This window comes from Cylindrospermum stagnale PCC 7417 (assembly GCF_000317535.1).
Classification (GTDB): domain Bacteria; phylum Cyanobacteriota; class Cyanobacteriia; order Cyanobacteriales; family Nostocaceae; genus Cylindrospermum; species Cylindrospermum stagnale.
Genome location: NC_019757.1, coordinates 775,950 through 800,442 on the forward strand (window position 1 = coordinate 775,950; position 24,493 = coordinate 800,442).

21 protein-coding genes are annotated in these 24,493 nt (G+C 44.9%); 8 read left to right on the top strand and 13 right to left on the bottom strand.

The features are described from left to right. Positions 1–36: 36 nt before the first annotated feature. From CYLST_RS03265 to CYLST_RS34130, 3 genes are all read right to left on the bottom strand, one after another. The gene (locus CYLST_RS03265) at positions 37–1,212 is read right to left on the bottom strand and encodes a DNA double-strand break repair nuclease NurA (protein ID WP_015206270.1); all 1,176 of its coding nucleotides are present in this window, start codon (positions 1,210–1,212) and stop codon (positions 37–39) included. A 289-nt stretch (positions 1,213–1,501) separates the two neighbouring features. Continuing rightward, positions 1,502–2,287, bottom strand: coding sequence for an HAD family hydrolase (locus CYLST_RS03270; RefSeq protein WP_015206271.1), 786 nt, complete (start codon positions 2,285–2,287; stop codon positions 1,502–1,504). Between the two features lie 166 nt (positions 2,288–2,453). After that, positions 2,454–2,720 (bottom strand): hypothetical protein, encoded by a 267-nt coding sequence (locus CYLST_RS34130; RefSeq protein ID WP_015206272.1) that lies wholly within the window; start codon positions 2,718–2,720, stop codon positions 2,454–2,456. A gap of 521 nt (positions 2,721–3,241) precedes the next feature. Between CYLST_RS34130 and CYLST_RS03275 the strand changes: the two genes are divergently transcribed. Then, positions 3,242–6,748 carry a pentapeptide repeat-containing protein gene (locus CYLST_RS03275; protein WP_015206273.1) on the top strand — a complete coding sequence of 1,169 codons (3,507 nt, stop codon included), beginning with the start codon at positions 3,242–3,244 and terminating at the stop codon, positions 6,746–6,748. A 623-nt stretch (positions 6,749–7,371) separates the two neighbouring features. Here CYLST_RS03275 and psaK read toward each other — a convergent pair. Next, positions 7,372–7,626, bottom strand: a complete 255-nt coding sequence (gene psaK, locus CYLST_RS03280; protein ID WP_015206274.1) for a photosystem I reaction center subunit PsaK — start codon at positions 7,624–7,626, stop codon at positions 7,372–7,374. 127 nt (positions 7,627–7,753) lie between these two features. Here psaK and CYLST_RS03285 point away from each other — a divergent pair, with 127 nt between their 5' ends. Beyond that, on the top strand, positions 7,754–8,383 hold the full coding sequence (locus CYLST_RS03285) for a phosphoribosylanthranilate isomerase (protein WP_015206275.1): 630 nt from the start codon (positions 7,754–7,756) through the stop codon (positions 8,381–8,383). An 83-nt stretch (positions 8,384–8,466) separates the two neighbouring features. On the opposite strand, the gene folE is transcribed toward CYLST_RS03285, so the two are convergent. From folE to CYLST_RS03310, 5 genes are all read right to left on the bottom strand, one after another. Beyond that, positions 8,467–9,174: a GTP cyclohydrolase I FolE gene (gene folE, locus CYLST_RS03290; RefSeq protein WP_015206277.1), complete on the bottom strand. Its 708-nt coding sequence runs from the start codon at positions 9,172–9,174 to the stop codon at positions 8,467–8,469. An 85-nt stretch (positions 9,175–9,259) separates the two neighbouring features. Beyond that, entirely contained in the window at positions 9,260–9,985 is a 726-nt protein-coding gene (locus CYLST_RS03295) for an SDR family oxidoreductase (protein ID WP_015206278.1), read from the bottom strand. Positions 9,986–10,352: 367 nt separating this feature from the next. Further along, entirely contained in the window at positions 10,353–11,333 is a 981-nt protein-coding gene (locus tag CYLST_RS03300) for an acetyl-CoA carboxylase carboxyltransferase subunit alpha (RefSeq protein ID WP_015206279.1), read from the bottom strand. A 132-nt stretch (positions 11,334–11,465) separates the two neighbouring features. Further along, complete coding sequence (locus tag CYLST_RS03305; protein ID WP_015206280.1) at positions 11,466–12,485, bottom strand: long-chain acyl-[acyl-carrier-protein] reductase; 1,020 nt, start codon at positions 12,483–12,485, stop codon at positions 11,466–11,468. A gap of 135 nt (positions 12,486–12,620) precedes the next feature. Continuing rightward, the gene (locus CYLST_RS03310) at positions 12,621–13,319 is read right to left on the bottom strand and encodes an aldehyde oxygenase (deformylating) (RefSeq protein WP_015206281.1); all 699 of its coding nucleotides are present in this window, start codon (positions 13,317–13,319) and stop codon (positions 12,621–12,623) included. 183 nt (positions 13,320–13,502) lie between these two features. On the opposite strand from CYLST_RS03310, the gene CYLST_RS03315 reads away from it, so the two are divergent. The 3 genes from CYLST_RS03315 to CYLST_RS03325 all read left to right on the top strand — a co-directional run bounded on the left by CYLST_RS03315 (position 13,503) and on the right by CYLST_RS03325 (position 15,657). Continuing rightward, positions 13,503–14,330 (top strand): carbohydrate ABC transporter permease, encoded by an 828-nt coding sequence (locus CYLST_RS03315; RefSeq protein ID WP_015206282.1) that lies wholly within the window; start codon positions 13,503–13,505, stop codon positions 14,328–14,330. A gap of 177 nt (positions 14,331–14,507) precedes the next feature. After that, positions 14,508–15,263: a Uma2 family endonuclease gene (locus CYLST_RS03320; protein ID WP_015206283.1), complete on the top strand. Its 756-nt coding sequence runs from the start codon at positions 14,508–14,510 to the stop codon at positions 15,261–15,263. A gap of 106 nt (positions 15,264–15,369) precedes the next feature. Then, complete coding sequence (locus CYLST_RS03325; protein ID WP_015206284.1) at positions 15,370–15,657, top strand: transporter suffix domain-containing protein; 288 nt, start codon at positions 15,370–15,372, stop codon at positions 15,655–15,657. On the opposite strand, the gene CYLST_RS03330 is transcribed toward CYLST_RS03325, so the two are convergent. Further along, positions 15,654–16,685: a hypothetical protein gene (locus tag CYLST_RS03330; RefSeq protein ID WP_015206285.1), complete on the bottom strand. Its 1,032-nt coding sequence runs from the start codon at positions 16,683–16,685 to the stop codon at positions 15,654–15,656. The two genes, CYLST_RS03325 and CYLST_RS03330, sit on opposite strands and share 4 nt — an antisense overlap. Before the next feature lie 246 nt (positions 16,686–16,931). Between CYLST_RS03330 and moaA the strand changes: the two genes are divergently transcribed. Next, positions 16,932–17,918, top strand: a complete 987-nt coding sequence (gene moaA / locus CYLST_RS03335) for a GTP 3',8-cyclase MoaA (protein ID WP_015206286.1) — start codon at positions 16,932–16,934, stop codon at positions 17,916–17,918. 49 nt (positions 17,919–17,967) lie between these two features. Here moaA and rpsD read toward each other — a convergent pair whose 3' ends face one another. Then, positions 17,968–18,576, bottom strand: a complete 609-nt coding sequence (gene rpsD / locus CYLST_RS03340) for a 30S ribosomal protein S4 (protein ID WP_015206287.1) — start codon at positions 18,574–18,576, stop codon at positions 17,968–17,970. A 415-nt stretch (positions 18,577–18,991) separates the two neighbouring features. Between rpsD and CYLST_RS03345 the strand changes: the two genes are divergently transcribed. Next, positions 18,992–19,612: a hypothetical protein gene (locus CYLST_RS03345; RefSeq protein WP_015206288.1), complete on the top strand. Its 621-nt coding sequence runs from the start codon at positions 18,992–18,994 to the stop codon at positions 19,610–19,612. Positions 19,613–19,752: 140 nt separating this feature from the next. On the opposite strand, the gene hetR is transcribed toward CYLST_RS03345, so the two are convergent. After that, complete coding sequence (gene hetR / locus CYLST_RS03350; RefSeq protein WP_015206289.1) at positions 19,753–20,652, bottom strand: heterocyst differentiation master regulator HetR; 900 nt, start codon at positions 20,650–20,652, stop codon at positions 19,753–19,755. Between the two features lie 784 nt (positions 20,653–21,436). Between hetR and CYLST_RS36320 the strand changes: the two genes are divergently transcribed. Then, positions 21,437–21,562 carry a hypothetical protein gene (locus CYLST_RS36320; protein ID WP_281172806.1) on the top strand — a complete coding sequence of 42 codons (126 nt, stop codon included), beginning with the start codon at positions 21,437–21,439 and terminating at the stop codon, positions 21,560–21,562. 307 nt (positions 21,563–21,869) lie between these two features. Here the strand turns inward: CYLST_RS36320 and CYLST_RS03355 are convergent, their stop codons facing one another. Next, on the bottom strand, positions 21,870–24,413 hold the full coding sequence (locus CYLST_RS03355; protein ID WP_015206291.1) for an EamA family transporter: 2,544 nt from the start codon (positions 24,411–24,413) through the stop codon (positions 21,870–21,872). Positions 24,414–24,493: the final 80 nt, after the last annotated feature.

Genomic DNA, 24,493 nt, shown 5'->3' on the forward strand with positions numbered 1-24,493 from the left:
ACTGAAATACCCTTCACAAAGGGAGCAAAGCTGATTTTAAGCAATACTCCCCCGCTTTCTGGCTTCTTTGTAGGAAGTTCCGACGTTTTTTATGCCAGCTTTAATCATTTGTCGTTCCAAGAGGGCAAAGAATCTTGCTCTATCGCCGCCGCGCACTACTGCTTGATTATGTGCTTCGGCGATCGCTACAGGGTAACCATATCCTTTTTGCACTTGTGCTAGCATCAGTCCCAGGGCTTGGTCAAACATAGTAGTGTTTTCCGCTACCCAAGCAGGCACTTCAATCCGTGCAATCTCTGTACCGACGTGGACATAGCAAAAGTAGATAGTTTGGTTTTCATATAATTCGAGAATGCGGGCATTACTGCGCCAAAGAGTCCCACGTTGTCCGGGTTTGAGTTGGGTTGCCCAGAGGGCTGTATCGCGCAAAGGCTCAAATTTTTTACAAGGGACTGCTTCTAGCTGATTGGGGCAATAAGTTATACAGTCGGGTACTGGATGGGGACAAGCGGACAAACGTAAAAAGTTCATGGCGTCGATGTTGCGAGAGGCGCTAAGATAGCCCATCAGCGGAATTTGAGCCTCACGCATTTGCTTCCAAGCTTCGAGGATGGGGGGTAAAATGCGATCGCGTGCATCCATCGGCAACTGTTCCAAAAACCAGTAAATTAACGAACCATCCACCATTGCCAAATTTGGCACTTCCCCTTTCACACTGCAAGCCAGTTCTGCTAACACCGTAATTTCCGACGCAGTCCGGCAAAAACCCATCCATTCATCAGTTCTAATTCCCCACTGCCGAGACACATATAAGTCTTCCGGGCGATAAAATACCTCCGGCAAACTATCTAATATTGGGTGCTTATTTTGACCATAGTGCAAAACAACTCTGCCGATATTGATCAGATAACAGTAAGCAATTTCGTGGTGATTAGGGGAAATTTGCGAACCATCGGTAGAGATGACAGTATGAATTTTAGGCGGAACAGGGATATCAATACAGGTTTCTAGCGGCTCAATTGGGGTAGCATTAGCAAAGATAATGCGATCGCGCCATTGTTCCTGACGGTTAACTAACTCTTCTTGAAACTCAAAAGCCTTTTTTAGATGTTGTTGCGCCAACTCCAAACGCTGGCGACTCGCAGCCGCTTCTAAAGTCAGATGCTGACTTAAACCCTGCATTTGTCGCGCTAGTTTTGTTAGATCAAGCATAAATAATGAGTAATAAGTGCTGATAAAAAAAATTGCATTTAAAGATTGTAGGACAGGCGTCCCGCCTGTCATTTAGAAGCAGCCGTCTCGCCTGTCATTCAGAAGCCGCCGTCCCGCCTGTCATTCAGAAGCAGCCGTCTCGCCTGTCATTCAGAAGCCGCCGTCCCGCCTGTCATTCAGAAGCCGCCGTCTCGCCTGTCATTCAGAAGCCGCCGTCTCGCCTGTCATTCAGAAGCAGGCGTCCCGCCTGTCATTCAGAAGCAGGCGAGACATATCATTCCTCAATTAATTAAAACCAACCAGAAAAATCTTCAGCGAACTGAGAAAGTGACCTTAGCTGAATTCGCGGATCATTTTCTGCAGCTTCCCTTTCTGGTTGGGTATTATAACCCCAATCTGCCAAGAAAAGTTCCACATCACCAAGGTCTGATTGCTGTTGAACCAACTGCAAAGTCTTCAGTCTATCTTCCACAAACCATAAACTAACAGGCTTGACATCTGCCGTCTGAATTAATTCTCGCAGAATTTCATACTTAGGGCGCTTCACTTCCTTACCAAAAATAGCTGCGGTTGGTAAATCAACTCCTGCTTGTTGCAACAGTTGCTGGACAAACCGCCCTTCCTTAGTCGTGACAATGAATAACTTAACTTCACTAGCAACAGTCGCCTTAATTTTTTCCACCACACCCGGATAAAATCTATGCAGACTTAGCCAGCCGTCTAAATCTGAGTTAATCCATTCATCCCGCAGGTGGTCTAGTTTTTCGCCAATTTGTTTCGCTTGGATGTTGTCTGCTAACAAAATTTGCGGGGCAATAGTTACCCATTCTTGCAGAATTTTAGCATCAGAAAATCCCTCAACCAAAGCCTTGATTAAAACAGGCATTTCCCAACCCGTTTCAATTACAGGTCGTAAGCGATAAAATCGAGAAGCCAAATCATCTGGTAGTGTGTCGTTAGCAGGCAACCAAATTTTACAGTAAGTGCGCCATGCCACCTCAAAATATTCAATAAGCCCATCGCAAACTACTCCGTCAAAGTCCAGTGCTAAAATTGTGGGACTCTTTGCTGTCATTGTTTCGAGGATGAAAACTGCTCTTGTCAGCTTATCGCACTCTTCAAATTTATAAAGTTGTCAGTTTAATCAATTACAGCAAAAGAACCTAACCCCCAACCCCCTTCCCTGCTAGGGAAGGGGGCTACTTTTTTTGTGACAGGGGAGTCAGTAACCACGATAGCCGTTAATGCCAGCGACCATAACCACGACGGGGGATATAGATATAGTTAAAAAGACGAATGCGATGGTTACGTCGGTAATGGCGACGATAGCGACTACGGCGATGATTTAGGCGGTGATAACTACGGCGGTTGTGTCGGCGATAATATACTTTGCCATGATGACCGTGATAGCGAGTGTTGCGTGGTGCAGCATCAGCGCTCTCAAACGCCGATAGAACTGACACAGATGCTATCAAGCCCGCTAGAAGAACGGAGAGAAAGCGGCGCATAATTTGAATTTGGGTAGTTGGTAATATTTTCTACAAGCGTAGGAAGTTTACGAAGAGGAGATTCCACAAAGCTTTAAGCTAATTCTACCAGCTTTGAAGGCATAAATATTAAGTTCGTTGCAGTTTAGAACAAATAGCAAGAGAATGCTTAACCGCTTCCTCTATTTCTCAAACTGACTTCCTGTAATAGTTATAGAACTGTTAAGAAATATCTGGGTAATGGATAGCTTTTTAGAGGATGCTTTAAAAGTCGTTAGGGATAAATAAAACACTCGTAGATCCCCCTAAATCCCCCTTTTTAAGGGGGACTTTGACTCCAATTCCCCCCTTTTTAAGGGGGGCTAGGGGGGATCTCGATACGACTTGATACTTTATAAACAGCCTCTAAGGGGGGTTGGGGGGATCTCGATCAATTTTGATACTTTACAAACATCCTCTTAGAAAGAGGTTAACCAAGTGAAGATACTGAAGTAATGTAATACTTATAACTAAGCTTATGAATATGGTTAGGGGAATAGGCAATGGCTATAAAACTTTGGAAGTTTTTGACAACCGACATTCGGGAATTGAACTTAGGACAAGGGGTGGAAGCAGTCAAAACAGGAGCCGAAGCAGCCAAAGCCGTGCTTGATTTAGCAAAAGCGGTAAAAGAGCAAAAAAGCCTTAACCCATATATAGGGGAAATTTCCTCGCTTTTAGATATTCTCAATAGTCCATTAGGTCAAATTGCCGGTACTGTGATTCCTTTTGCACCCATTGCGCTTACTATTATCAAACTAATTGCCGACCAAACGCAAAAAGAACTAAGTTTAGTGCAGTGTGTAGCCTTGGTGAGTCAAGCCGCTTATCTCGAAAGCTTTCGGGCAATACTCAACGAAAAACCAGAATTATTACAGCAAATTGGTAAAACTCCCGCATCTGACGCTGTTGCACGACAAATTAAGAAATTGGGTGAACAAGAATTAGATGAACGGGAAGCGAGAAAAGCTATACTCTATTTCCACGAATCTCAATTAGCAGCAGCATTCAACGAAGTTTTACAGCAACGGTTGCAAGATGCAGGTTTAGGGGAAACAGAAGCCAAAACCTTAACCGAACAGGTAGCACGGAAAACCGATTTTCTGCCGGCACTTGTAGCAACTGGCGATAAAGTCAAGCAATTAGTGCAATGGTATAGCGCCGGGGGAAAAGAACAGCTAGAGAAATATCTGAGTATTGAAGATTATCTAGAAAAGCAAATTAAACCCAAACCTGACGAATACATCTTTGATGAAACTCACATTACCTTCCGAGATTTGTATGTACCGCTGAAAATCCATCCAGTAGATGACTGCGGTAAACCTGTAGGAGATGAGAAGTTTCAGATAGAAGAATGGGTAAACAACATACTCACTAACGAACATAAACAACCGAAAGTCATCTTTATTCAAGGAGAAGCCGGACGGGGTAAAAGTGTATTTAGCCGGATGTTTGCCGATAGAGTGCGGCAAGATTTACACCCTATTTTTACCCCGATATTAATTCGCTTGCGAGATTTGCGCGTATTAGCAAATAACCTAACTGAAACTTTAGAGAACCATTTAGAAACCGTTGATTTTGTCCAAAGTGATTCCGGTTGGCTGACAGATAAAAATACCAAATTCTTGTTTTTGCTCGATGGTTTTGATGAACTGTTGCTAGAAGGACGAACTAGCGGCGGACTACAAGAATTTTTACAACAAGTAGAAAATTTTCAACACAATAGCCATCATCGGTTTTTAGTCACTGGTCGCCCTTTAGCACTACAAGGAATTGAGCGTTTACTTTCACAAAGAAGTTTGGAACGAGTGCAAATTCAGCCAATGGATGACCCAATTCGCCAAACCTGGTTAGAAAAATGGGCAGCTAAAGTTGGCACTCAGGAAACAACAGACTTTGAGCAGTTTTTGCAATCTTGCCCAGATGAAATTAAAAATAATCTAGCGCGAGAACCCTTACTGCTTTATCTATTAGCAAAAATGCACCGAGAGAAACATTTCAACTCTCAAATGTTTGCAGGTGCAGAAGGCATTAAAGCAAAAATTCGCATTTATGATGAATCGATTAAATGGGTGTTAGAAAAACAGCGTCAAGATGAAAACCTGCGCTTGTCTGGGTTAGAAAGTGAAGATTTGCGGCAATTTCTAATTGAAGTTTCTTTGTGTGTGGTGCAGTCGGGAAATGAATCTGCCAATATCAAAATGCTAGAAGCACGACTTAAAGACAGTAATGACCCAGTTACAAAATTAATTCAGCAAGCTAGAGAGCAGACTTCCCTAGAAAAGGTTAAAGATGAGAAAGTACTTAATAATATGTTGACCGCATTCTACATCAAGCCTGCTTCCGGGAAAAACGGCGGCTCAATGGAATTTGTACACAGGAGTTTTGGCGAGTTTTTATTTGCAGAACGTTTGGTAGAAAGATTTTTAGATTGGACAACTCAATTAACTAAGCGTAACCGTCAAGAAAACTCAGTTTCAACGGAGGTGATGGATAAGCAGATTTATGATTTATTGGGTTATGGAAATTTAACGCCTGATATTGTCGAATATCTGATGGGATTGTTGGCTGAATGTTCCGAATTTGAGCAGCCGCAACGCTGGTTAACACTATTTCAAAGATTAGAGAATTTTTACCTCCGTTGGTGCGATGGAGAATTTATTGATGCACCTCCAGAAAAAGAAATCTTGCCTTTGTTTAAAAAAGAGCAGTTGAGAAAGCAATTACCAGAGCGAGAAAAGCACTTGGGACTGCGACAAGTGGATGTGTATACAGGGCTGAATGTCTTGATTTTGCTTTTAGTGTTGCATCGCTACGCCCAAAAAAGGGATGACTTGAAAGACAAAATCAGCTTTTATCCCTGTGGTCAGCCAGATACAGAAGAATTTGATAGAGAACGCTTGCTCTGCATTATCGGCTATAGCCAATGCTTGGGTGCTGACACTTATAACGAAATCCTGAGATTTTTCTTCAGTGGTGCTGACCTCACCCTTGCCAACCTCAGCGGTGCTGACCTCAGCCTTGCCAACCTCAGCGGTGCTAACCTTAGCCTTACCAACCTCAGCGGTGCTGACCTTAGCCTTACCAACTTCAGCGGTGCTGACCTCAGCCTTACCAACCTCAGGGGTGCCTACCTCAGCGGTGCCGACCTCAGGGGTGCCAACCTCAGGGGTGCCAACCTCAGGGGTGCTAACCTTAGCGGTGTCAACCTCAGCGATGCCGACCTCAACAGTGCCAACCTCAACAGTGCCAACTTCAGTGGTGCCGACCTCAACAGTGCTAACCTCAGCGGTGCCAACCTCAGCCGTGCCGACCTCAGCGGTGTCAACCTCAGTGGTGCCGACCTCAACAGTGCCAACCTCAGCGGTGCCGACCTCAGCCTTGCCGACCTCAGGGATGCCAACCTTAGCCTTGCCAACCTCAGCCTTGCCAACCTCAGCGGTGCCGACCTTAGCCGTGCCGACCTCAGCCGTGCCTATTTTGAAGCAATTCAATGGGACACCAGCATAAATTGGGTAAATGCTTTGGGGTTACACGAAGCAGTTAGTATTCCTTCAGAGTTGGCGCAACAACCAGCATTTTCTGCTGCGGTTGCTTTGAGTCGAGGTATTAGTTTGGTTAGAGAAGCTAAGGTTGAAGAAGCAATTCAGGCTTACAACCAAGCTCTAAACCTTGACCCCAATTTACAGGTTTCTGCCGAGTATTGGAATAGCCTCTGTTGGTGTGGTAGCCTACATGATCATGCTGCTAATGTTATCTACGCTGGTGAAAATGCCGTCACCCTAGAACCTGAAAATAAAAGGTATCAAGATAGTCGAGGACTAGCTAGGGCATTAACAGGCGACTTACTTGGGGCATTAGCAGACTTTCAGGCGGCAGTAGATAGCAATGCACTTGATTACTCTGAAGATGTGAAACAGCGCCGGCAGCGTTGGATAGAAGCACTCAAGGCAGGGGTAAATCCCTTCACTCCAGAGGAACAGGAAGCACTGCGGCAGGCTGAGGGGTAATAAGCTGAAAATCCTATAATTTGCATATCATTATTGAGCATAACTCTTGTGGGGTGGGACGAAAAGCCCGCCCTTGATGTGCTTTTTTAAAAGCGTCACAGCTTATCACGTCCCCATAAAAAAATTAGGACTTACACAGCGTGGCAATTCATCCTAATTTTGGGTTTTTTTAATGATGTTTTGATGCGTCAGGGGACGCATCCTACTAATATTGGTTTTTTTTAATGGTGTTCTGATGCGTAAACAGACGCATCTCAATCCGGTTCGGAGAAGATCCCCCCGCCTGCGGCGACCCCCTTAAAAAGGGGGTAAAAGAGCCTTAAAAGCCCCCCTTTTTAAGGGGGGTTGGGGGGATCTTCGATAGATTCAAACGTTAACCGAACCGTATTGGGACGCATCCTGTAGGGTGCTGCCCAGCACGAATTAAGATTTTCAATGAATAAACCTAACGCATATTTATCATTTTTTGTCAATGCACAAGCCCTAAAAATATTCAATTAATTCTTGTAGGGCAGGCATCTAATAGCCATAGCAAAATGGCGGCGGAAAAACTTATCCTTGCTAAAAATAGGATAAGAGCTTTCCCACCGCCCACTGTTCACCCAAGAGAAGTCAACTCAAATCTACAGACGACCAATGTTGGTTAGTCCTAAAACGATGCCAACACCGACCACATGACCAAAAGCCATCGCCCCAATAAAAGCGGGAACAGTGACCGGGAGTCCAGGCAGACTAGGCCCAACCTTGGGAGCCTTAGATACAAGAGTTAGCAAAAGAGCTACTAAGCTGCTGACGCTGATAATGATTCCTACTGTAGGACTCCACACTGGTGTTGCAGGAACAGATCCAGCGGCTGCAAGTAAAATAGATGAAATCAAGCTTTTTCTCCTAAATGGAAAAATTTATGTAATCCTACAAGATTATAAAATCCAAGAAGGACAAAGCAAAAGTTTTTGCCATAATTCAAAATCTTTCCATAACTATTTTAAATTTGTCTTTCCTGGTATGCGGATTAAAATTTGCGGCATCACTCAACCAGAACAGTCAATTGCGATCGCATCCCTTGGCGCTACAGCACTCGGATTTATCTGTGTACCCACCTCACCACGCTACGTTACCACAGCCCAAATACAGGCAGCGGTAGCACCATTATCGGCAAACATCGACAAAATTGGTGTTTTTGCCAACGCCAGCATCCCCGAAATTAGTCAAGTAGTAGTTGAAGCAGGATTAACTGGCGTCCAATTACACGGAGATGAATCGCCAGAGTTTTGCTACCAGTTACGTCAAGCTCTCCCCCAGGTAGAAATTATTAAAGCCCTGAGAATTCGCTTTCTTGGGGACTTAGACACAGCACTTACTTACATAAATTCCATAGATACCTTACTACTCGATGCCTATCATCCCCAACAACTAGGTGGCACAGGTAAAACCTTAGATTGGGAAATGCTACAACAATTTAGCCCCAGTTGCCCTTGGTTCTTAGCCGGGGGACTCACACCAGATAATATTGTTGCCGCCCTGAGTCAGGTAAATCCTAGTGGCATTGATTTATCTAGTGGTGTAGAAAACGCACCAGGAGACAAGAATTTAGACAAAGTAGCGCTGCTATTTCAGAGGTTAGGTGATGGGTAATGGGGAAAAAGGTAAGAGTTTTTCTTCAATCCCCATTGCCCATTATCCCCAGAAGGGGTTCCGAGTTCCCCAATCCCCAATTCCTAAAAGAAAGATCCTTGGTGGCGAATTAAGTTAAAGAATTCTTCGCGGGTTTTTTGCTCTTCTTGGAACAAACCAACCATTGCACTGGTAACAGTCCAAGAACCTGGTTTCTGAACACCTCGCATTGCCATGCACATATGGGTAGCTTCCATCACAACGGCGACGCCCTGAGGTTCCAAAACGGTCTGAATTGCTTCGGCAATTTGGCGGGTTAGCCTTTCCTGTACTTGCAAGCGCCGGGAATACATCTCGACAATGCGGGCCAGCTTACTCAGTCCCACAACTTTTTGGTTAGGAATATAAGCAACGTGCGCTCTGCCCATAAATGGCAGCATATGATGTTCACACAGGCTAAAGAAATTAATATCTCTAACTAGTACCATCTCATTATGCCCTTCATCAAAGATGGCACCATTAACGAGTTCTTCCAAGGATTGGTCGTAGCCACTGGTAAGAAACAGCAGTGCCTCAGCCATGCGCTTGGGTGTTTTCAGGAGTCCTTCGCGTTCGGGGTCTTCGCCAACGCCTAATAGCAGTGTCCGCGCGGCTTCCATCATTTGCTCTTTATTTTCCTCTGTTGGCGAGAGCAAAACTGGTTCTCGTCCGTCGTGGGTATTACGGTCGGGTCTAGGATTGATAGCTTCTGCCAAATCGGGATTAAGAGGAGATTGAGCGCGATTAGAACCGTTAGAACTAGCGATAGTCATGATGTCAGTTTTGGTTAGGTTTTAGTCATTAGTCATTAGTCATTAGTTATTAGTCCTGAGCAAAAAACAGAGGACACAGAACTAATTAGAGGACGCCAGCATTTGGCATGAGGATCAATTCTTCAATGACTGCCTGTTGCGGTAATAGGACAGTATGAAGAATCGACTGAGCAACAACTTCTGGGGTTAGCATTTTTGACCGATCCAAGTTGGCATGGACTGTTTCTGTGTCCCAGAGTTCGGTATTGACGGCACCAGGACAAATAGCAGTAACGCGAATGCCGTTGGCCCGTTCTTCTTGTGCTAAGGCAAGGGATAGAGCCATCAGTCCGGCTTTGCTGGCGCTGTATGCTCCCCAACCAGGAAAGGGTTGCTTTCCAGCAATCGAGGTAACGTTGATAATTGTGCCGATACCCCGATGCCGCATGGTCGGCAAAATCCCGTTGATACACTGAAACACGCTGGTGAGATTCAAGTTAATCACCTGCTGCCACTCTTCTAAGGGAGTTTCACTCAAGGTGGCTGTGTATGCCATGCCAGCATTGTTTACCAGAATATCAATATCGCCAAACTCAATAGCGATCGCTTGGATCTTTGCTTGTACTTGGGAGACATTAGCTAGATCAACTGCAAAAGCTGTCGCTTCCACCCCAGTAAGCCTTGCTGCTGCTGCAACGGCCTCCAACTTATCCACAGAACGGCTGACTAAGGCGACGTCTATCCCCGCCTTCGCAAATGCTAAAGCCGTTGCTTTGCCAATTCCACTGCTTGCCCCTGTGATCAGGGCGCGTCGTTTCTGCTCCACACTCATGTTATTTCCCAATTTTTTGGCAGTGCCGTAAGCTACCAGCCACCCAATTATGCCAATCTCTCGAATTGGATAGATTAAAAGAATCTAAAAACCCGATAATTGCTTTTTGACAACTGCTAAAGTGCCTTGCCAGTATGGGTACATAGCCCGTTATCTGTTTTCCCTGGAAAGACAACAAATCATCGCCTGGGAAATCAGGTCGTAAAACTCAACATTGATCACTGAATTACTCTGCAAACGACTCAATCAAATTGAGTTGACTTGCCAAACATATAAATGCCTATGGCTGATAAGATTGTTAAAAATCTTTAAGAACCATAGGCAATTATAGCACTGCTGTTGTACTAATCAAGCATTTCTTGTATTGTTAGTGAGCAACTTCCGTAAATACACCAATTTTCCGGAATTTTTCATAGCGCAGTTGGCGGCGTTCTGGAGAAGTCAAGCGATTGAGTTCGTCCAAATTGTCCAATAGCGCTTGCTTGAGAGTTGTAGCAGCTTTCAGGGGGTCGGAATGAGCACCACCAGTGGGTTCAGGCAATATCTGGTCGATAATTCCTAAGTTTTTCAGGTCATGGGAGATGATTTTCAGGGCGATGGCTGCTTGGGGAGCTTTGCTAGAATCTTTCCACAAAATGGCGGCGCAGGCTTCTGGGGTAGCAACAGTGTAAACCGAGTGTTCAAACATCAGCAGGCGATCGCCTACACCAATACCCAGGGCGCCGCCAGAACCGCCTTCACCAATGACTGTGCAAATAATCGGCACATCCAAGCAGAACATTTCTCGCAAATTATAAGCGATCGCTTCTCCCTGTCCTTGATGTTCTGCTTCTATACCCGCCCAAGCTCCTGGAGTATCGATAAAAGTTATAATTGGCATACTAAACTTGTTGGCATGAGCCATTAACCGCATCGCCTTGCGGTAGCCACCAGGAGAAGCCATCCCGAAGTTACGGGCCACATTGTCTTTAGTGTCACGACCTTTCTGATGGCCCAACATCACCACAGGTTGTCCACCCAACCGACCGACGCCACCAACTAAAGCTGGATCATCACCACCACCGCGATCGCCATGTAATTCCATCCATTCATCACTAATTGCCTGAATGTAATCGAGAGTACTGGGACGCCGGGGATGACGGGCAACTTGCAGTCGCTGGGATGGCGATAAACTACCGAAAATTTCCTCACGCAGTTGCATGGCTCGCGCTTCTAGTTGTCGAATTTGACTAGAAACATCGACGCCGTTTTCTTCTGCAAGTTGCCGAATTTGCTCAATCCGGGTTGCCAGTTCTGCGAGCGGCTTTTCAAAATCCAACAGTAGCGGTTTACGCTCAGTAATTGCCATAGTTAGGGTTGTGGTAATTGGGAAAAAGGTAATTGGGAAAAAGGTAATTGGTAATTGGGGAAGAGTTAATTGGGAAAAGGTAATTGGGGATTGGTAATTGATTTCTATTACCCATTACCCATTACCCATTACCTAAACCAATAGGGGTCTAAATCCGTGTTTAATCGATACTCGACCAATTTGCTCCATTTTATCTACGGTAATCTGATTACGCCCCCAAGAAAAGTTTGTGTATAACTTCTCAAATTCCAGGAGCATTGATTCAGCGAAACAAGCAAATAACTGGCGTGCTGGCACATCCATATTGACGATTTTCATAATCTTCCAGTCAATATCTAAGGAATGCTCGACAATTCCACCATTTAACACATACACACCAGGATACTGAATTTTTGTCGCTAAGTTTTTGGGATAGCCACCATCAATGAGGAGACAGGGTTGCTTCAAAACAGTGGGGTCAATTTCCACGCCTTTAGGCATGCTAGCAACCCAAACTACGATATCAGCTTGGGGTAATGCTTCGCTCAAACCCATGATTTTTCCCCGCCCCAGTTCCGCTTGCAGTTCTGTGAGACGTTCTTGGTTACGGGCTATCAGCAGCAGCTCTTTAACATCTGTCTTCCTATCTAGCCAGCGTGTGACTGCACTCCCAATATCCCCAGTCGCCCCACAGACAGCAACAGTTGCTTTCGACAGTTCAATTCCTAGTTGTTTTGAGGCTTCTTCCACCTGCCGACAAATAATGTAGGCTGTATGAGTATTTCCTGTAGTGAAGCGTTCAAACTCCAGTTTAATATTACGGACTTGGCTAAACTGCTCCAAATTAAAATTTTCAAAAATAATCGAGGAAAACCCACCTAAAGCCGTGATATCAATGCCATGCTTCTGAGCATGGGCCATGGCGTTGAGTATTTTGCGCGTTGCCGCCTTAATACGGCGATTTGCTAGCATTTCCGGCAAAAAGCAAGATTCCACATACCGTCCTTCAATTTTTTGCCCAGTCACACTGGTAACGGTAATGCTATCAACAATTTGCGGCGGGGCGCTGCACCAAAAATCTAGCCCTTGATCGGCATATTCTGGGTATCCCAATTCTTGAGCTACCGCTTGAGCGTGTTCCAAACTAGTCAAATGTCCAATTAGACCAAACATGTAGTGATGTATTAGGCGAGTGCTGTCAAAAGCGTGGAATTAGTGGGGAAGAGACGATAACTAGTTCTTAAAAGTACTACATAAAGCGTAATGTTACATTAGAGGCAACAAGGTAGTTGCCCCTATGATACTTGTCTAAGCAGCAGTGAGTCCGTAGGCCGACAAGCGCATGATGTCGCGGGTTGTGAATCCTATATTACTCAGGGCTTCCCCGTACTGGATCATAAAGTCTTCCACTAAGGCTTCTTTTTCCATTGCTAAAACTTGGGCATCGTCTGCCACTTGGTTAAGCATTTTCCAGACAATGGGAAGGTTGTGGCGATTTGCCTCTTCTAGTTCAGCTTTGGATTCTGCAAAGTTTTCTTGCAACCAAACTTCACCAAAGTTGAGATGGCTGTACTCTTCTTTGACTACGCCTTCCGTAATTTTACGGGCAAATTCATCGGCAACGGGAATGTAAATGTTATATGCGGCGATCGCAAAACATTCGATAATCAAAGATTGAATCAGCAAGCAAGTAACAACTTTACCGGCTGCCGCTGCTGTTTGAAAATTTTGGTGCAGTCCCAAGAAGAAATTCTGGGCAAATTCCATATCCGGCGTTACTTTCAAATTTCGCCCACAAGCTTCAAATCCTTTCTTGTGGCGACTTTCCATCTTCGATAAGCGAATTAGTTCATCTTGCTTGGTTGGCAGCAATTCAGCTAGTTTGATGTAATTATCATGGGCCTCTTGTTCCCCTTCGATCACAATTGCATTAATGCGGCTATAGGCATCTTTGTATGTTTCACTCTGGAAATCCATTTTTTCAACTTGGTCTGCTATCTGCTGCATAGTATGCTTACTCCTCTGGGAAGCCTGAATCATTTGATACCGAAATTTAATTTACCCTAGGAATTTTGGGTAATGAGCACTGTGGTTTAATTTAACTTAACAAATCATCTATTGTTATAGATTAGCCTTTGCTCTTAGCGATGCTCTAGTACTAGAAAGACAAATTCCTTGGAGCTATAACCCATGTCTAAAACAACCTGGAAACTGAAAAATGCTAATTTTCTGAGCCTAGGAGTACTACTACTAGGAGCATTTATTGTTTTACTGCCTTTGTTTGTGGTTTTTCTTACCTCCTTTGCACCCACGGCGACGACTCCTGGAGTTTTGCCCGTAAATAAGTGGACTTTAGCTAATTACCGAGATGCATGGCAACGAGGTAAATTTTTACTGGCATTTGCTAATTCTACCTTGGTGGCGATCGCGGTTACGGCTTTTCAGATTATCACTTCTGCATTGGCAGGTTACGCCCTCGCTAGGCTGAAATTTCGGGGACGCCAAGCTCTACTTTTGGTTGTATTAGCTACCTTGGTGATTCCCTTTCAGCTGTTGGTGATCCCCATCTTTTTGGTTTTAAAGTGGGGACACCTGATCAATACCTACGGTGCACTAATTTTACCAACTGCTGTCAATGGCTTTGGAATTTTTTTGTTACGTCAGTATTTCCAAACAATTCCCGTAGAGTTGGAGGAAGCCGCCGCTATCGACGGGGCGAACCGACTGCAAATTTTGTGGCGGGTAATGTTACCTCTGGCCCGTCCCGCTTTAGTGACGCTGTTTTTGTTCACCTTTATCGGCGAATGGAATGATTTATTTAAGCCTTTAGTTTTTACCACACGCCCAGAATTAAGAACGGTGCAACTGGCGTTGGCAGAGTTTCAGGAGCAATATACAAATAATTGGCCTTTGATGATGGCAGCAGTAACAATTGCCACAGTGCCAGTGATGGTATTATTTCTCATCGGTCAGCGGCAGTTTATTCGCGGTATCGCCACAACGGGGATTAAAAATTGAAGCCAAAGAAAGTTCGTAGTCAGGACTTTAGTCCTGAAAACACTTGCCCAGAAAGATAAATCGCTTACTACAAACAAAATTTTCATTTTAAATTTAATTTATCTCTACCTACTCACAATAATCATTCCTGCCAAAATCATATTAGGTTGACATACCCCATATCTCCCACAAGCCATCATGTATCAAACCGACCCGCCGCGTTCTCCCAAGGAATTCCTACCTACAATGTATGACCTCCCCAGTGAAGACTCAGAGGAACCCGGTTTGCCTGACGAATTTCATGTTTTACAACCCCAACTACTACGGGAAACCTTTTCCCCTCCTAACTATCCAGAAAATCAGGTATTCGTCGCCACAGATTTAAATCTTTACTATGATGTCCGTCATCCCCTCTGGTATAAACGCCCTGATTGGTTTGCTGTGGTTGGTGTACCCAGGTTGTATGAACAGCAGGAATTACGATTGAGTTATGTAGTGTGGCAAGAAGGGGTTGATCCTTTCGTAGTAGTAGAATTCCTTTCACCAGGGACAGAAAAAGAAGATTTGGGGCAAACTTTGCGCGATGCTAGTCAACCTCCAACCAAGTGGTTGGTCTACGAACGAGTTTTAAGAGTGCCTTATTACATAGTTTTTGACCGCTACACTGACCAATTAAGAGCTTTTCAGTTGCAGGGTGGTAGTTATACAGAGTTAGAAGTCACTCAAGTGCGGGTGTGGATAAATGACATTCAGCTAGGTTTAGGACTCTGGGAAGGTTTCTATCAGGGCATTGAGCGGCAATGGCTGCGATGGTATGATGACCTCGGTAACTGGATTCTCACACCGGAAGAGCGTTCAAGAAAACAAGTAGAGCAAGAAAGACGACGAACGGAAAAATTAGCGGCACAATTACGCGCCCTTGGTGTTGAGCCTGATTTCGGTGATGAAAATTAGCAATTAAAATTGGTTATCAGCAATCTTATAACTTTGACTGTAGGGTAAGTCACATCAACGAACCACATATAAACACTAAACTCAGATTCTGTCACAATCAGATAATATGCAAAAGCTGGGTTTAGTTTTAATTATTCTCTCATTTTCACCTTGGCTGATAGTTCCTTTGGTTGTGCCATTCCTGCCGCTTTCTATCACCCAAAAAGCCTTCTTAATACCTGTAATGTTAGTTGTTGCTGAACTGACGTTTTGGTTGGGACTGTTGCTGGTAGGTAAAGAAGTAGCGCAGCGGTATCGACGTTACTTGCGTCGTCGTTATCTGGGGATGCGGTTAAAAAGATTATGGCATCCAAGAAAAAAGCGGCGCAAAAAATCCCCAATCTCCAACCCTTAACTCGTTTCCTGAATTTGCAGACGGACGGTGTGTTCAGTAGCGCCACTCAGTTGCACTTCCATGATTTCACCACCTAGGGGTTCTACGCAACTGAGAAGCGATCGCAAATTGGGTGTACTCGCACCAGTATCGACGTAAAGCCGGTCTGCTAAATTACCGATGCGTTTCCAAGTCATGTATAACTTGGCAATTGTCTGTTCTATTTGAGAAGCTTGATTTACTAAGTCAGCGGCGATACTCAAACAACCGATTCTTTGCGCTTCTTCTAGGGCTGTTTCGATGTCTACCTCTGCTTTGGTTAGTGCCTGGACTTGGGCGGCAGATTTGAGATATTTTCCCAGGTTGCGGGCTTCTGTAGTTGCCTGTTTTAAAGTATCAATATCAGGATTAGCAGAAATTTCCTTTTGGATGGACTTTTGGTGCAGTTCTGGCAGTTTCTCCATTTCTTTCACCAGAGGGGCAATGTAGCGCGGGGGCAGGGTATTATCTGCCGCTTTTGCCCTCACTGGTTCAGGTAGCAAGTCTGAGGACATGGCTGTCCATTCGTCGCTGAGTTGACGCACTTCGCGTCGGGTGATGCGATCGCCTTTTTGGGCGGCTTCACTCACCATCTGTTGTACTTCTGGGGAAGCTTTCGCGGTTTCGACAAACGCCCGTTTACTAAAATTATTTACCGTATCTGGGTCAAGTTTGCCATCTTCAATCAAGGTATCAGCACTGTTTGCCAGTTGAATCCAGGCATAAGCTTGACTTTTACTAATTTCCCGTTCTTTCAGCCATCGCAGAAAGCCGGTACCGCGTCCGTCTCCGCCTTTTTTCTCTCTGTCACGGATAGCGCGTAAAATCCGCCCCCGCCAGATTTCGGTTTGCAAATCAAAGCGATCGCATACCTGCCAGGCTACATCCAACTGTTGTTGAAAATCTGACTCCAGAATCAGTTCATCTTCTGGATCAGGCAGTTCAAAGCTCAAATCTGCTGGCTGTTGCAGTGCAGCAGCAATGTCATTGATAGATTCGGTATCTTGCACGATGGATAGCTGACTTAGTGGATGCGATCGGCTTATTATCACACAATCTGTATACTTAGATTGTTGACAGCATTTGCAGCAATAAGCAGGTAAATATTATAAATGATAATTTTCTATCTGCTGCAATTTTCAGCAAATTTAATTTTACGTTACCTTAAAACAAAGTAGGCACAATTTAGGATCGGCATTTCCGGCTTGACAAAAACTGCATCTTCTGAGTCAAGACCATAAAAGAATTATAAAGCCATGAACCAGGTAGATTACCTCCGCATTAGTTTAATCGATCGCTGCAATTTTCGTTGTCAGTACTGTATGCCAGAGGGGGCAGAACTAGACTATATCCTCAAGCAACAATTGTTAACTGATGAGGAACTGCTCACCCTGCTGCAATTCGTGTTTATCCCTTTAGGCTTTACCCGCTTTCGGTTAACTGGGGGGGAACCGCTGTTACGTCCTCGTGTGGCGCAGTTGGTTCATGCGATCGCCAATCTTCCCCAAACCGAAGATATTTCAATGACAACCAACGGGTTTTTACTAGCCCCAATGGCGCAAAATCTTTATGATGCAGGTTTGCGGCGGATTAATATTAGCCTAGATTCTCTTGATCCAGACACCTTTGAGCAAATTATTGGTAATCACGGACGTGGACGTTGGCAACATGTCTGGCAGGGGATTCAAGCCGCCTATCGTGTGGGATTTGACCCGCTGAAGCTGAATGTAGTGGTGATTCCCGGTGTCAATGACCACGAAGTGCTGGATTTAGCTGCCCTGACCATTGATAAAGAATGGCACGTCCGGTTTATTGAGTTTATGCCCATTGGCAATTCGCAGTTATTTGGCGATCGCGGTTGGGTATCTTCCGCTGAGTTACGACAAAGTATCCGCGACCGCTGGGGCTTGACTGAATCACAAGTTTGTGGTAATGGACCTGCTGATGTTTTTCAGATTCCCGGAGCCAAGGGAACAATCGGGTTTATCAGCCAGATGTCGGAGTGTTTTTGCGATCGCTGTAACCGGATGCGCCTTTCTGCCGATGGCTGGCTGCGTCCCTGTTTATTGAATGAAACTGGGCAAATTGACTTAAAAACTTCTTTGCGTGCCGGCATCAGTACCACCGAATTGCGAGATCAGGTGAGGGAGGTACTGACAATCAAGGCAGAAATTAACTTTAAACAACGCGACTCTGGTACTGTCGGCACATACACCCGTACCATGTCGCAAATTGGGGGTTAGTCATTGGTCATTAATCCTTAACTAATGACTAATGACTAATGACTAATGACTAAGCCTGACGTGAGTAGTATTCCACCACAAGTAGTTCATTAACTTGTAGTGCTACCCATTCCCGCTCAATCAAGCTGTTGACTTTACCAACCAGCTTGGTTTTGTCAAACTCCAGATGATTGGGGATGTTGGCTAAACCGGGATATTGCAAGTTAGCTTCCACCAACTTCCGTGATCCTTCCTTATTCTTGACAGCAATTTCTTCACCAGCACGGCACTGATAGCTAGCAATATTCACTATCCGACCGTTCACAGTTATATGACCGTGATTCACCAGTTGACGAGCCGCTGGAATGGTGGGAGCTATACCCATCCGGAAAACGGTGTTATCCAGACGCATTTCTAGCAATTGCAGCAACACCTGTCCGGTAGAACCAGCCACACGTCTGGCTTTCCGTACATAGCGTAGCAGTTGCTTTTCAGTCAAACCGTAGTTGAAGCGGAGTTTTTGCTTTTCTTCTAAACGGATGGCATACTCAGAGCGCTTCTTGCGGTTCTGTCCATGCTGACCTGGTGGATAAGCGCGTCTGGGGCTTTTCCGAGATAATCCTGGTAATTCACCCAGGCGACGTACAATTCTGAGGCGTGGCCCTCTATATCGGGACATGAGTTTCCTTAATCTAATTCTAAAATTAACCAGACCGACAATTTCAACTTTCCCCTAACGATTCGTCAGGGGATTATTGGTTTATCTGCTTTTCAGACAAGGTAGGAGGCAGTAGACAGAAGAAAAGATTTTTCATGAAGAATGTCTTTGTACCTTGTCCATTTGGGTTTAAGACCCTACTAAATAGCAGATTCAGTAGTCTTCAATTGGTTGGAGTCTAAGACCCCAATTAATTGTTCTTTCTGCCTGAAGTCGTTTTTGCCACCAATTAACTAATATAGTCTATATCAACAAAAATTGACATGCTGATTTTATCCCCTGGCCGAAAACTCATGCTAACGCTGAAATTTGCTTGATTAGAGCGGCGTTTTCGCAGATTTGAGTTAGCATTACCTTGGGTGTTTGGAGAATAGCTATGTTACGGAGCAAAAAAGAGATTAGCAGAGTTAGGAACAAACAAGGCAGAACTGCCTACGGGATTTTGACAGTACCAGTTGTGGCGATCGCTGGATTGTTAGCAAATGTCTTACCCAGTATGGCTGTTACTGATTCCTATTACAATGATTACCGTGTCTGTGCTGCTCAACTTCTGAGTGTAGGTGTAACCGCACAAGCGGCTTCTACTGGTTGTGCAACGGCGTTGCGTCCACGAGACTTATCGAATTGCGTGGCTACAATTAAGAAGCAGACACAAATTGACCCTGCGGATGCGTTTTCTCCCTGTAGACAAGCCCGCCGTCCCAAAGAGTTAGCTTCCTGTGTTGCTGGTATCAGTAAAAATACTCAGAACGAAGTCAACCCAGATGTTTTAAGATACTGTAGTCGCAGTTTACTGCCCGTGACTTTTGCTCAGTGTGTAGTTGGCTTGCGGAAAGAAATCGACTTGGCCCCCACTCAGGCGCTGGATACTTGTATCGATGCCAGTGAACGAGCTAGTGGTCTTGGGACATCGTCTACACCGCCATCGAGAGTGCCGACAGGATTGAATCCCACCTTTGAGAATCAGCCACTTCCCGCGTATCCTGGCAATCAATAAATTACGGTTATTGGCTGCGCTGATCGAATTTTAGATTTTGGATTTTGGATCGAGAATAAATTTAAAATCGATTATCCAAAATCCTTGGATTCAGTGACATTCACTCAAAAGTCAGAAGATTTCTTCTGACTTTTGATTTATCAGTCGTCTTTTTTCCCGAAAACGGTCTGCAAAATCATGGGGATGCCACCGTCTTGGTGATATTTATCTGCCCAAGTGCGGATAATTTCATCCAATTCTTCCTTAGCCTGATCCATTCGTTCGGCGGGAATATCCAATTCTTCTAGCAAGCGCATGGCATTTGGTCGCCGTTCTGCCCAATCTTTCATGATCCGGAAATACCGAGCGGTATCTTCCACCATGATGTAAGTCCGCTCTTGATCGTCTGCTGGAGCATAAAAGGGGCGGGTAAGAGCATAGAAGGGCATTCCCCAAGGAGAATCAATGCGTGTTACCGTTCCCGAATAGAGCAGACGGCGCTTGATATGCTCCGCTAAGGCTTCGCTCAAAGGCATCTGATGGTGAGATGGCAATTCCTCTTGCGATCGCTTGTGCAGAAACTCAATCAACTCCAGAAACTCAAAGGAAGAGACTAACTGAGCGTCAGGCAGGTTACTTGGTAGCTTCTGCTCAATTTGTCTTTTTTCTTCACTTGTTAGACTTGTACCAGGCACGCGGCTGCGCCCAGGTTGCCAAGGATATTTTTCGATCCAGACATAAGGTAATTGAATCAGATAGCGAGGTTCTTGAGAACCCAGCATCTTCAACAATTTGCCCTCAGTCAGCGCAAGTCTTACTTCCTCGACAATGATTTTTACTCGCTTCGGCTCAAGGTGGTGCAAATGCCCTGTCATTCGCAGGTTTTGTCCCTGCTCCAGATAGGTCATGTAAATTGCACATTTGGCTGCCGTTGCGGCGGCATCTAAAAATGCCCCATGCCTGTGCCCACTCGTCCGCATGGCACTAAAAGCCAGATAAAGCATGATCTGATCCATCGCACTGGGGCTAAGACGCTTGATCAGATCTATGTCGTTATTCATATTGCAGTCAGTTGAATAGCATGTTTACGATGTTGTTAGCCAAATTAAATTTAAGTAGTATACACCCAACTCAAGGCGATGTTTTTACTCCAAATTACTCATTATGCATTAACTATGAGATTTTTGGGGGCCAAAATTGTTAATTCTACGTATTTTCTGGCACAATGGCAGCCTGAGTCTTTTTTTAGAGTTGCCTTTGCAGGCAATCGTCCGTGATTCTCTATGGTGCTACGAGTTTTTGTGCTGTCTCAAGTGCCTTCTGGGCGATGGCGCTCTTAGGAGCGTTCATCTGTGACATCTAAGATTTTTCTCAAACACTTAAATCACTCGTACTACTCCTGGCGCGAACTAGAAGCCGCTGCCAGTGATTAATTCCTGGCTTTGAGATAACCACAACTGCGCCACAACGTTGCGCGGCATTGGCTTAAGTCAATTCTTCCCCAAATGGCACGGCGACACCAGTTAGGTAAAATTTCAATAGTGTCCAGCAGTAAAAGCAGATATTTTTCTGATCTTGGTAGTAACTTATCTTTCTTTACCCTCAAGTACTCTGGTTAACACAATATTTAGTGGTGCTGAATTGCTCCACCCATAAAGAATAAACAGTTACGAGAAAAGAGAAAAACAGTCATACACACCACCACTAAAACTGCAATTGTCGACATTAATACTAGGCGATCATGGCCAATTTCGGACTGAGGGGTAAAGCCCCAATAATCCAGAACGAGTTTAGTTAAAGTCAATAATATAGCTTTGTTAGTGTCTGACATAAGTACTACGGCAAATGTTTCAATTTCTTGAATTCACCGATTGTCGTGATTCGGCTCTCGTTTTCCCTTTGTGGGTTAGCGGCGATCGCCTCTACCTGGGTAAAGACGAAACACCCTGCGACCGAAGACTTTCTTCATAGAGTCTCACAGCGACTACAGGAACCAGCGCGTTGCTCTGGTGGAGAGAGTTGAAGCGACTGGTGTTTGTACAAGACGCGTTTCTTCAACGATATAAAGACACTAACAAAATTAAAGATAAATATATTTAGTAGTGATCAATTTTCAGCATTTAATTAATAAAATCTGCGATGCAAGGATTGACGCACATCTATTAATCGCATTGGGCTGAGATTAAGTTAAGAACAGGTGTATTGATTTAGATACAAAGTATTATTGTTGGGAGTCAAAGTGACTCCCAGCATATTTAGGCTGATTAATACTCGTCATTTAATTTGGAGAACTAGAAGGTTTAACCTGATTCCGCATTTTTTCAAAGCTGAATGCTGCTGCGCCAAAAGTTACTAATAACACGCCTAAAACTTGGACAATATCCAAGGACTCCTGAATCATCAATCCGGCAAAAATCACGGTTAAAACTGGGACAGAGGCACCAATAATGGCTGACCGCGAGGCACCTAGTTGGCGAATGCCAAAATTATTGAATAAGTAACCGCAGAGAGTCAGTACCCCCAACATAAAAGCGCTTAAAATTAGTTCCAGTAATCTAGAGGAGTCAATCGCTAAACTCCAACTACTTGGTAAAGGAACTAATAAACAGATAAAGCTACATAGCAACATGGTAGCGAAGTTAATTAATGTAAAAGATACTGGATGCAGTTTGTCAGAACATAACCGCGTCAGAATCACATAAACAGCAAAGGCGATGCCAGAAAATATGGCAGTGCTACTTCCGAGGGAGCTATTACCGATGTTGGGAGAACTCCCTAAAACCAGCAATTCACCGCAGAAAATCGAGGCGATCGCACCGGCACCCCATAAATTAGGGCGATCGCGAAATAGAAACCAGGATAAGAGGGCAGTAATTGAGGGATAGATAAAGAAAAGTGCGATCGCCACCCCAGTCGCGACTTCACCAATAGCCATGTAAATCAGCACCTGAGACAAAAACAAACAGCAGCCACTGACAATCGACAACAGCAAAACCCGCTGTGTCATCGCCAGATCAGAATTAGCATTTCTGCGTTTGGCATCAAATAGATTTTGCAAGTCTTGCCAAACTGGCGGATGCAGTATGGGAGCCAAAAGTAACATCAGTGGCACAACCACCAGTAATCGCAGCATCAAAACCAAGAGAATATTGCCTACAGTCGGCGCTAACCCTCCGAAAATCTCCGAACCTGTTTGGAAAATCGCCTTAACAGCTACGTTGTAAAGTGACGACACCACCGTTGAGAGCACAACTAACAAAAAACCTACCTGAACCGGCGACCAGTTTGGGGCACTACGAGATTGTCTGCGCCGGGGTGTTGCTCCCTGCTTTGATGCTGATTTAGCAGTCGCTGTGGATGTAGTTGATAAGTCCGGTCTGAGGACGGAAATTGGCTCACGGGCCTTTTCCCTTGGTAGCGGCTTGGGTATTGAGGCCGTAGGGGTTGGGGATGTAGTTGTACCCTCTGACAAATCTGGGTTGAGGACAGATATTGGCTCAAAAATCTCGGACTGGGGTGCTGAGATCCCAGGGAGTGGAGATGTAATGGTGCTCTCTGACAAATCTGGGTTGAGGACAGATATTGGCTCAAAAATCTCGGACTGGGTTGCCGAGATTCCAGGGAGTGGAGATGTAGTTGTACTCTCTGACAACTCTGGGTTGAGGACAGATATTGGCTCGGTGGTATTTTCCTGGGTTGCTGAGATTCCAGGGAGTGGGGATGTAATTGTGCTCTCTGGTAACTCTGGGTTGAGGACAGATATTGGCTCGGTGGTATTTTCCTGGGTTGCTGAGATTCCAGGGAGTGGGGATGTAGTTGTACTCTCTGGTAACTCTGGGTTGAGGACAGATATTGGCTCGGTGGTGTTTTCCTGGGGTGCCGAGATTCCAGGGAGTGGGGATGTAATTGTGCTCTCTGACAACTCTGGGTTGAGGACAGATATTGGCTCGGTGGTATTTTCCTGGGGTGCCGAGATTCCAGGGAGTGGGGATGTAATTGTGCTCTCTGACAACTCTGGGTTGAGGACAGATATTGGCTCGGTGGTATTTTCCTGGGGTGATTGAAAACTAAGAGGAGGCTCGGATTTAGTTTCGCCGTTTGAGAATTCTTTGGGGATAAGAGAAATTGGCTCGGTACCGTTTCTCGTTGTGGATGCTTCAAAGAAACTTTTTTCTCGTGGGTCAATTAGTTGCAACACAGTTGGTGTTGTTGCAGCTTGTAAGGGGGTTTCTTCTTGGGTTTTTTCCAGTTCTTCATGTAGGCGATTCACAAACTCTGCCAATATTGCTTCCCCTTGCTGTTGTTGGTTATACATCCGGGACAACTGTTGGGAAAGACTACTTTGGTAGTTTTTTAGCTCCTGTTGCAGTGAGTTAAAGGTGATGGTAACGGTATCATCGAGCGTGTCAAGCATTTGACCGACATTCTCATTGATATCGCTTTTTACCTCAGCGGACTTCAGCGTAGCTCGTCCGTAGGATTCGCCCTCAATTGCTTGGCTTGCTAATGTCGCCAGTGACGATTGCAGTTGGCTTGAGATGTGCTTCGCCAAAACTTCGGCTAGCTGACGAATTAACACTTGCTGTTCAGTAATTTGCCGCGCCTGCTGTAATTTTTCTTTTTCCACTAACAGCCGTTCAATGTCATCAGCTAAACGGTTTTTGTCTCCTTCCAGCCGCTTTACATCTTCCTGCAACGACCTCAGCACAGTCTGCTGGAGATTTTCCAAATCTTCAACTACAGCCCAGAGGGCATTTTCTGCTGCTCTGGATAGGTCGCCTCTGACTCGTGGGTTGTCTGGTCGCTTCTCAAATCGCCCCATCATTTTTTAACCTCTAAAACCTTGACGATAAAGTTGCTTCCCATACAGTGGCTCGGCGCTCATACTAAATTTCCTGTATT

Excerpts from the sequence above, each read along its gene's own strand:
- CYLST_RS03265 (WP_015206270.1), bottom strand. The coding sequence starts at position 1,212 with ATGCTTGATCTAACAAAACTAGCGCGACAAATGCAGGGTTTAAGTCAG.
- CYLST_RS03270 (WP_015206271.1), bottom strand. The coding sequence starts at position 2,287 with ATGACAGCAAAGAGTCCCACAATTTTAGCACTGGACTTTGACGGAGTA.
- CYLST_RS34130 (WP_015206272.1), bottom strand. The coding sequence starts at position 2,720 with ATGCGCCGCTTTCTCTCCGTTCTTCTAGCGGGCTTGATAGCATCTGTG.
- CYLST_RS03275 (WP_015206273.1), top strand. The coding sequence starts at position 3,242 with ATGGCTATAAAACTTTGGAAGTTTTTGACAACCGACATTCGGGAATTG.
- CYLST_RS03285 (WP_015206275.1), top strand. The coding sequence starts at position 7,754 with ATGCGGATTAAAATTTGCGGCATCACTCAACCAGAACAGTCAATTGCG.
- folE (WP_015206277.1), bottom strand. The coding sequence starts at position 9,174 with ATGACTATCGCTAGTTCTAACGGTTCTAATCGCGCTCAATCTCCTCTT.
- CYLST_RS03295 (WP_015206278.1), bottom strand. The coding sequence starts at position 9,985 with ATGAGTGTGGAGCAGAAACGACGCGCCCTGATCACAGGGGCAAGCAGT.
- CYLST_RS03300 (WP_015206279.1), bottom strand. The coding sequence starts at position 11,333 with ATGGCAATTACTGAGCGTAAACCGCTACTGTTGGATTTTGAAAAGCCG.
- CYLST_RS03305 (WP_015206280.1), bottom strand. The coding sequence starts at position 12,485 with ATGTTTGGTCTAATTGGACATTTGACTAGTTTGGAACACGCTCAAGCG.
- CYLST_RS03310 (WP_015206281.1), bottom strand. The coding sequence starts at position 13,319 with ATGCAGCAGATAGCAGACCAAGTTGAAAAAATGGATTTCCAGAGTGAA.
- CYLST_RS03315 (WP_015206282.1), top strand. The coding sequence starts at position 13,503 with ATGTCTAAAACAACCTGGAAACTGAAAAATGCTAATTTTCTGAGCCTA.
- CYLST_RS03320 (WP_015206283.1), top strand. The coding sequence starts at position 14,508 with ATGTATCAAACCGACCCGCCGCGTTCTCCCAAGGAATTCCTACCTACA.
- CYLST_RS03325 (WP_015206284.1), top strand. The coding sequence starts at position 15,370 with ATGCAAAAGCTGGGTTTAGTTTTAATTATTCTCTCATTTTCACCTTGG.
- moaA (WP_015206286.1), top strand. The coding sequence starts at position 16,932 with ATGAACCAGGTAGATTACCTCCGCATTAGTTTAATCGATCGCTGCAAT.
- rpsD (WP_015206287.1), bottom strand. The coding sequence starts at position 18,576 with ATGTCCCGATATAGAGGGCCACGCCTCAGAATTGTACGTCGCCTGGGT.
- CYLST_RS03345 (WP_015206288.1), top strand. The coding sequence starts at position 18,992 with ATGTTACGGAGCAAAAAAGAGATTAGCAGAGTTAGGAACAAACAAGGC.
- hetR (WP_015206289.1), bottom strand. The coding sequence starts at position 20,652 with ATGAATAACGACATAGATCTGATCAAGCGTCTTAGCCCCAGTGCGATG.
- CYLST_RS36320 (WP_281172806.1), top strand. The coding sequence starts at position 21,437 with ATGTTTCAATTTCTTGAATTCACCGATTGTCGTGATTCGGCTCTCGTT.
- CYLST_RS03355 (WP_015206291.1), bottom strand. The coding sequence starts at position 24,413 with ATGGGGCGATTTGAGAAGCGACCAGACAACCCACGAGTCAGAGGCGAC.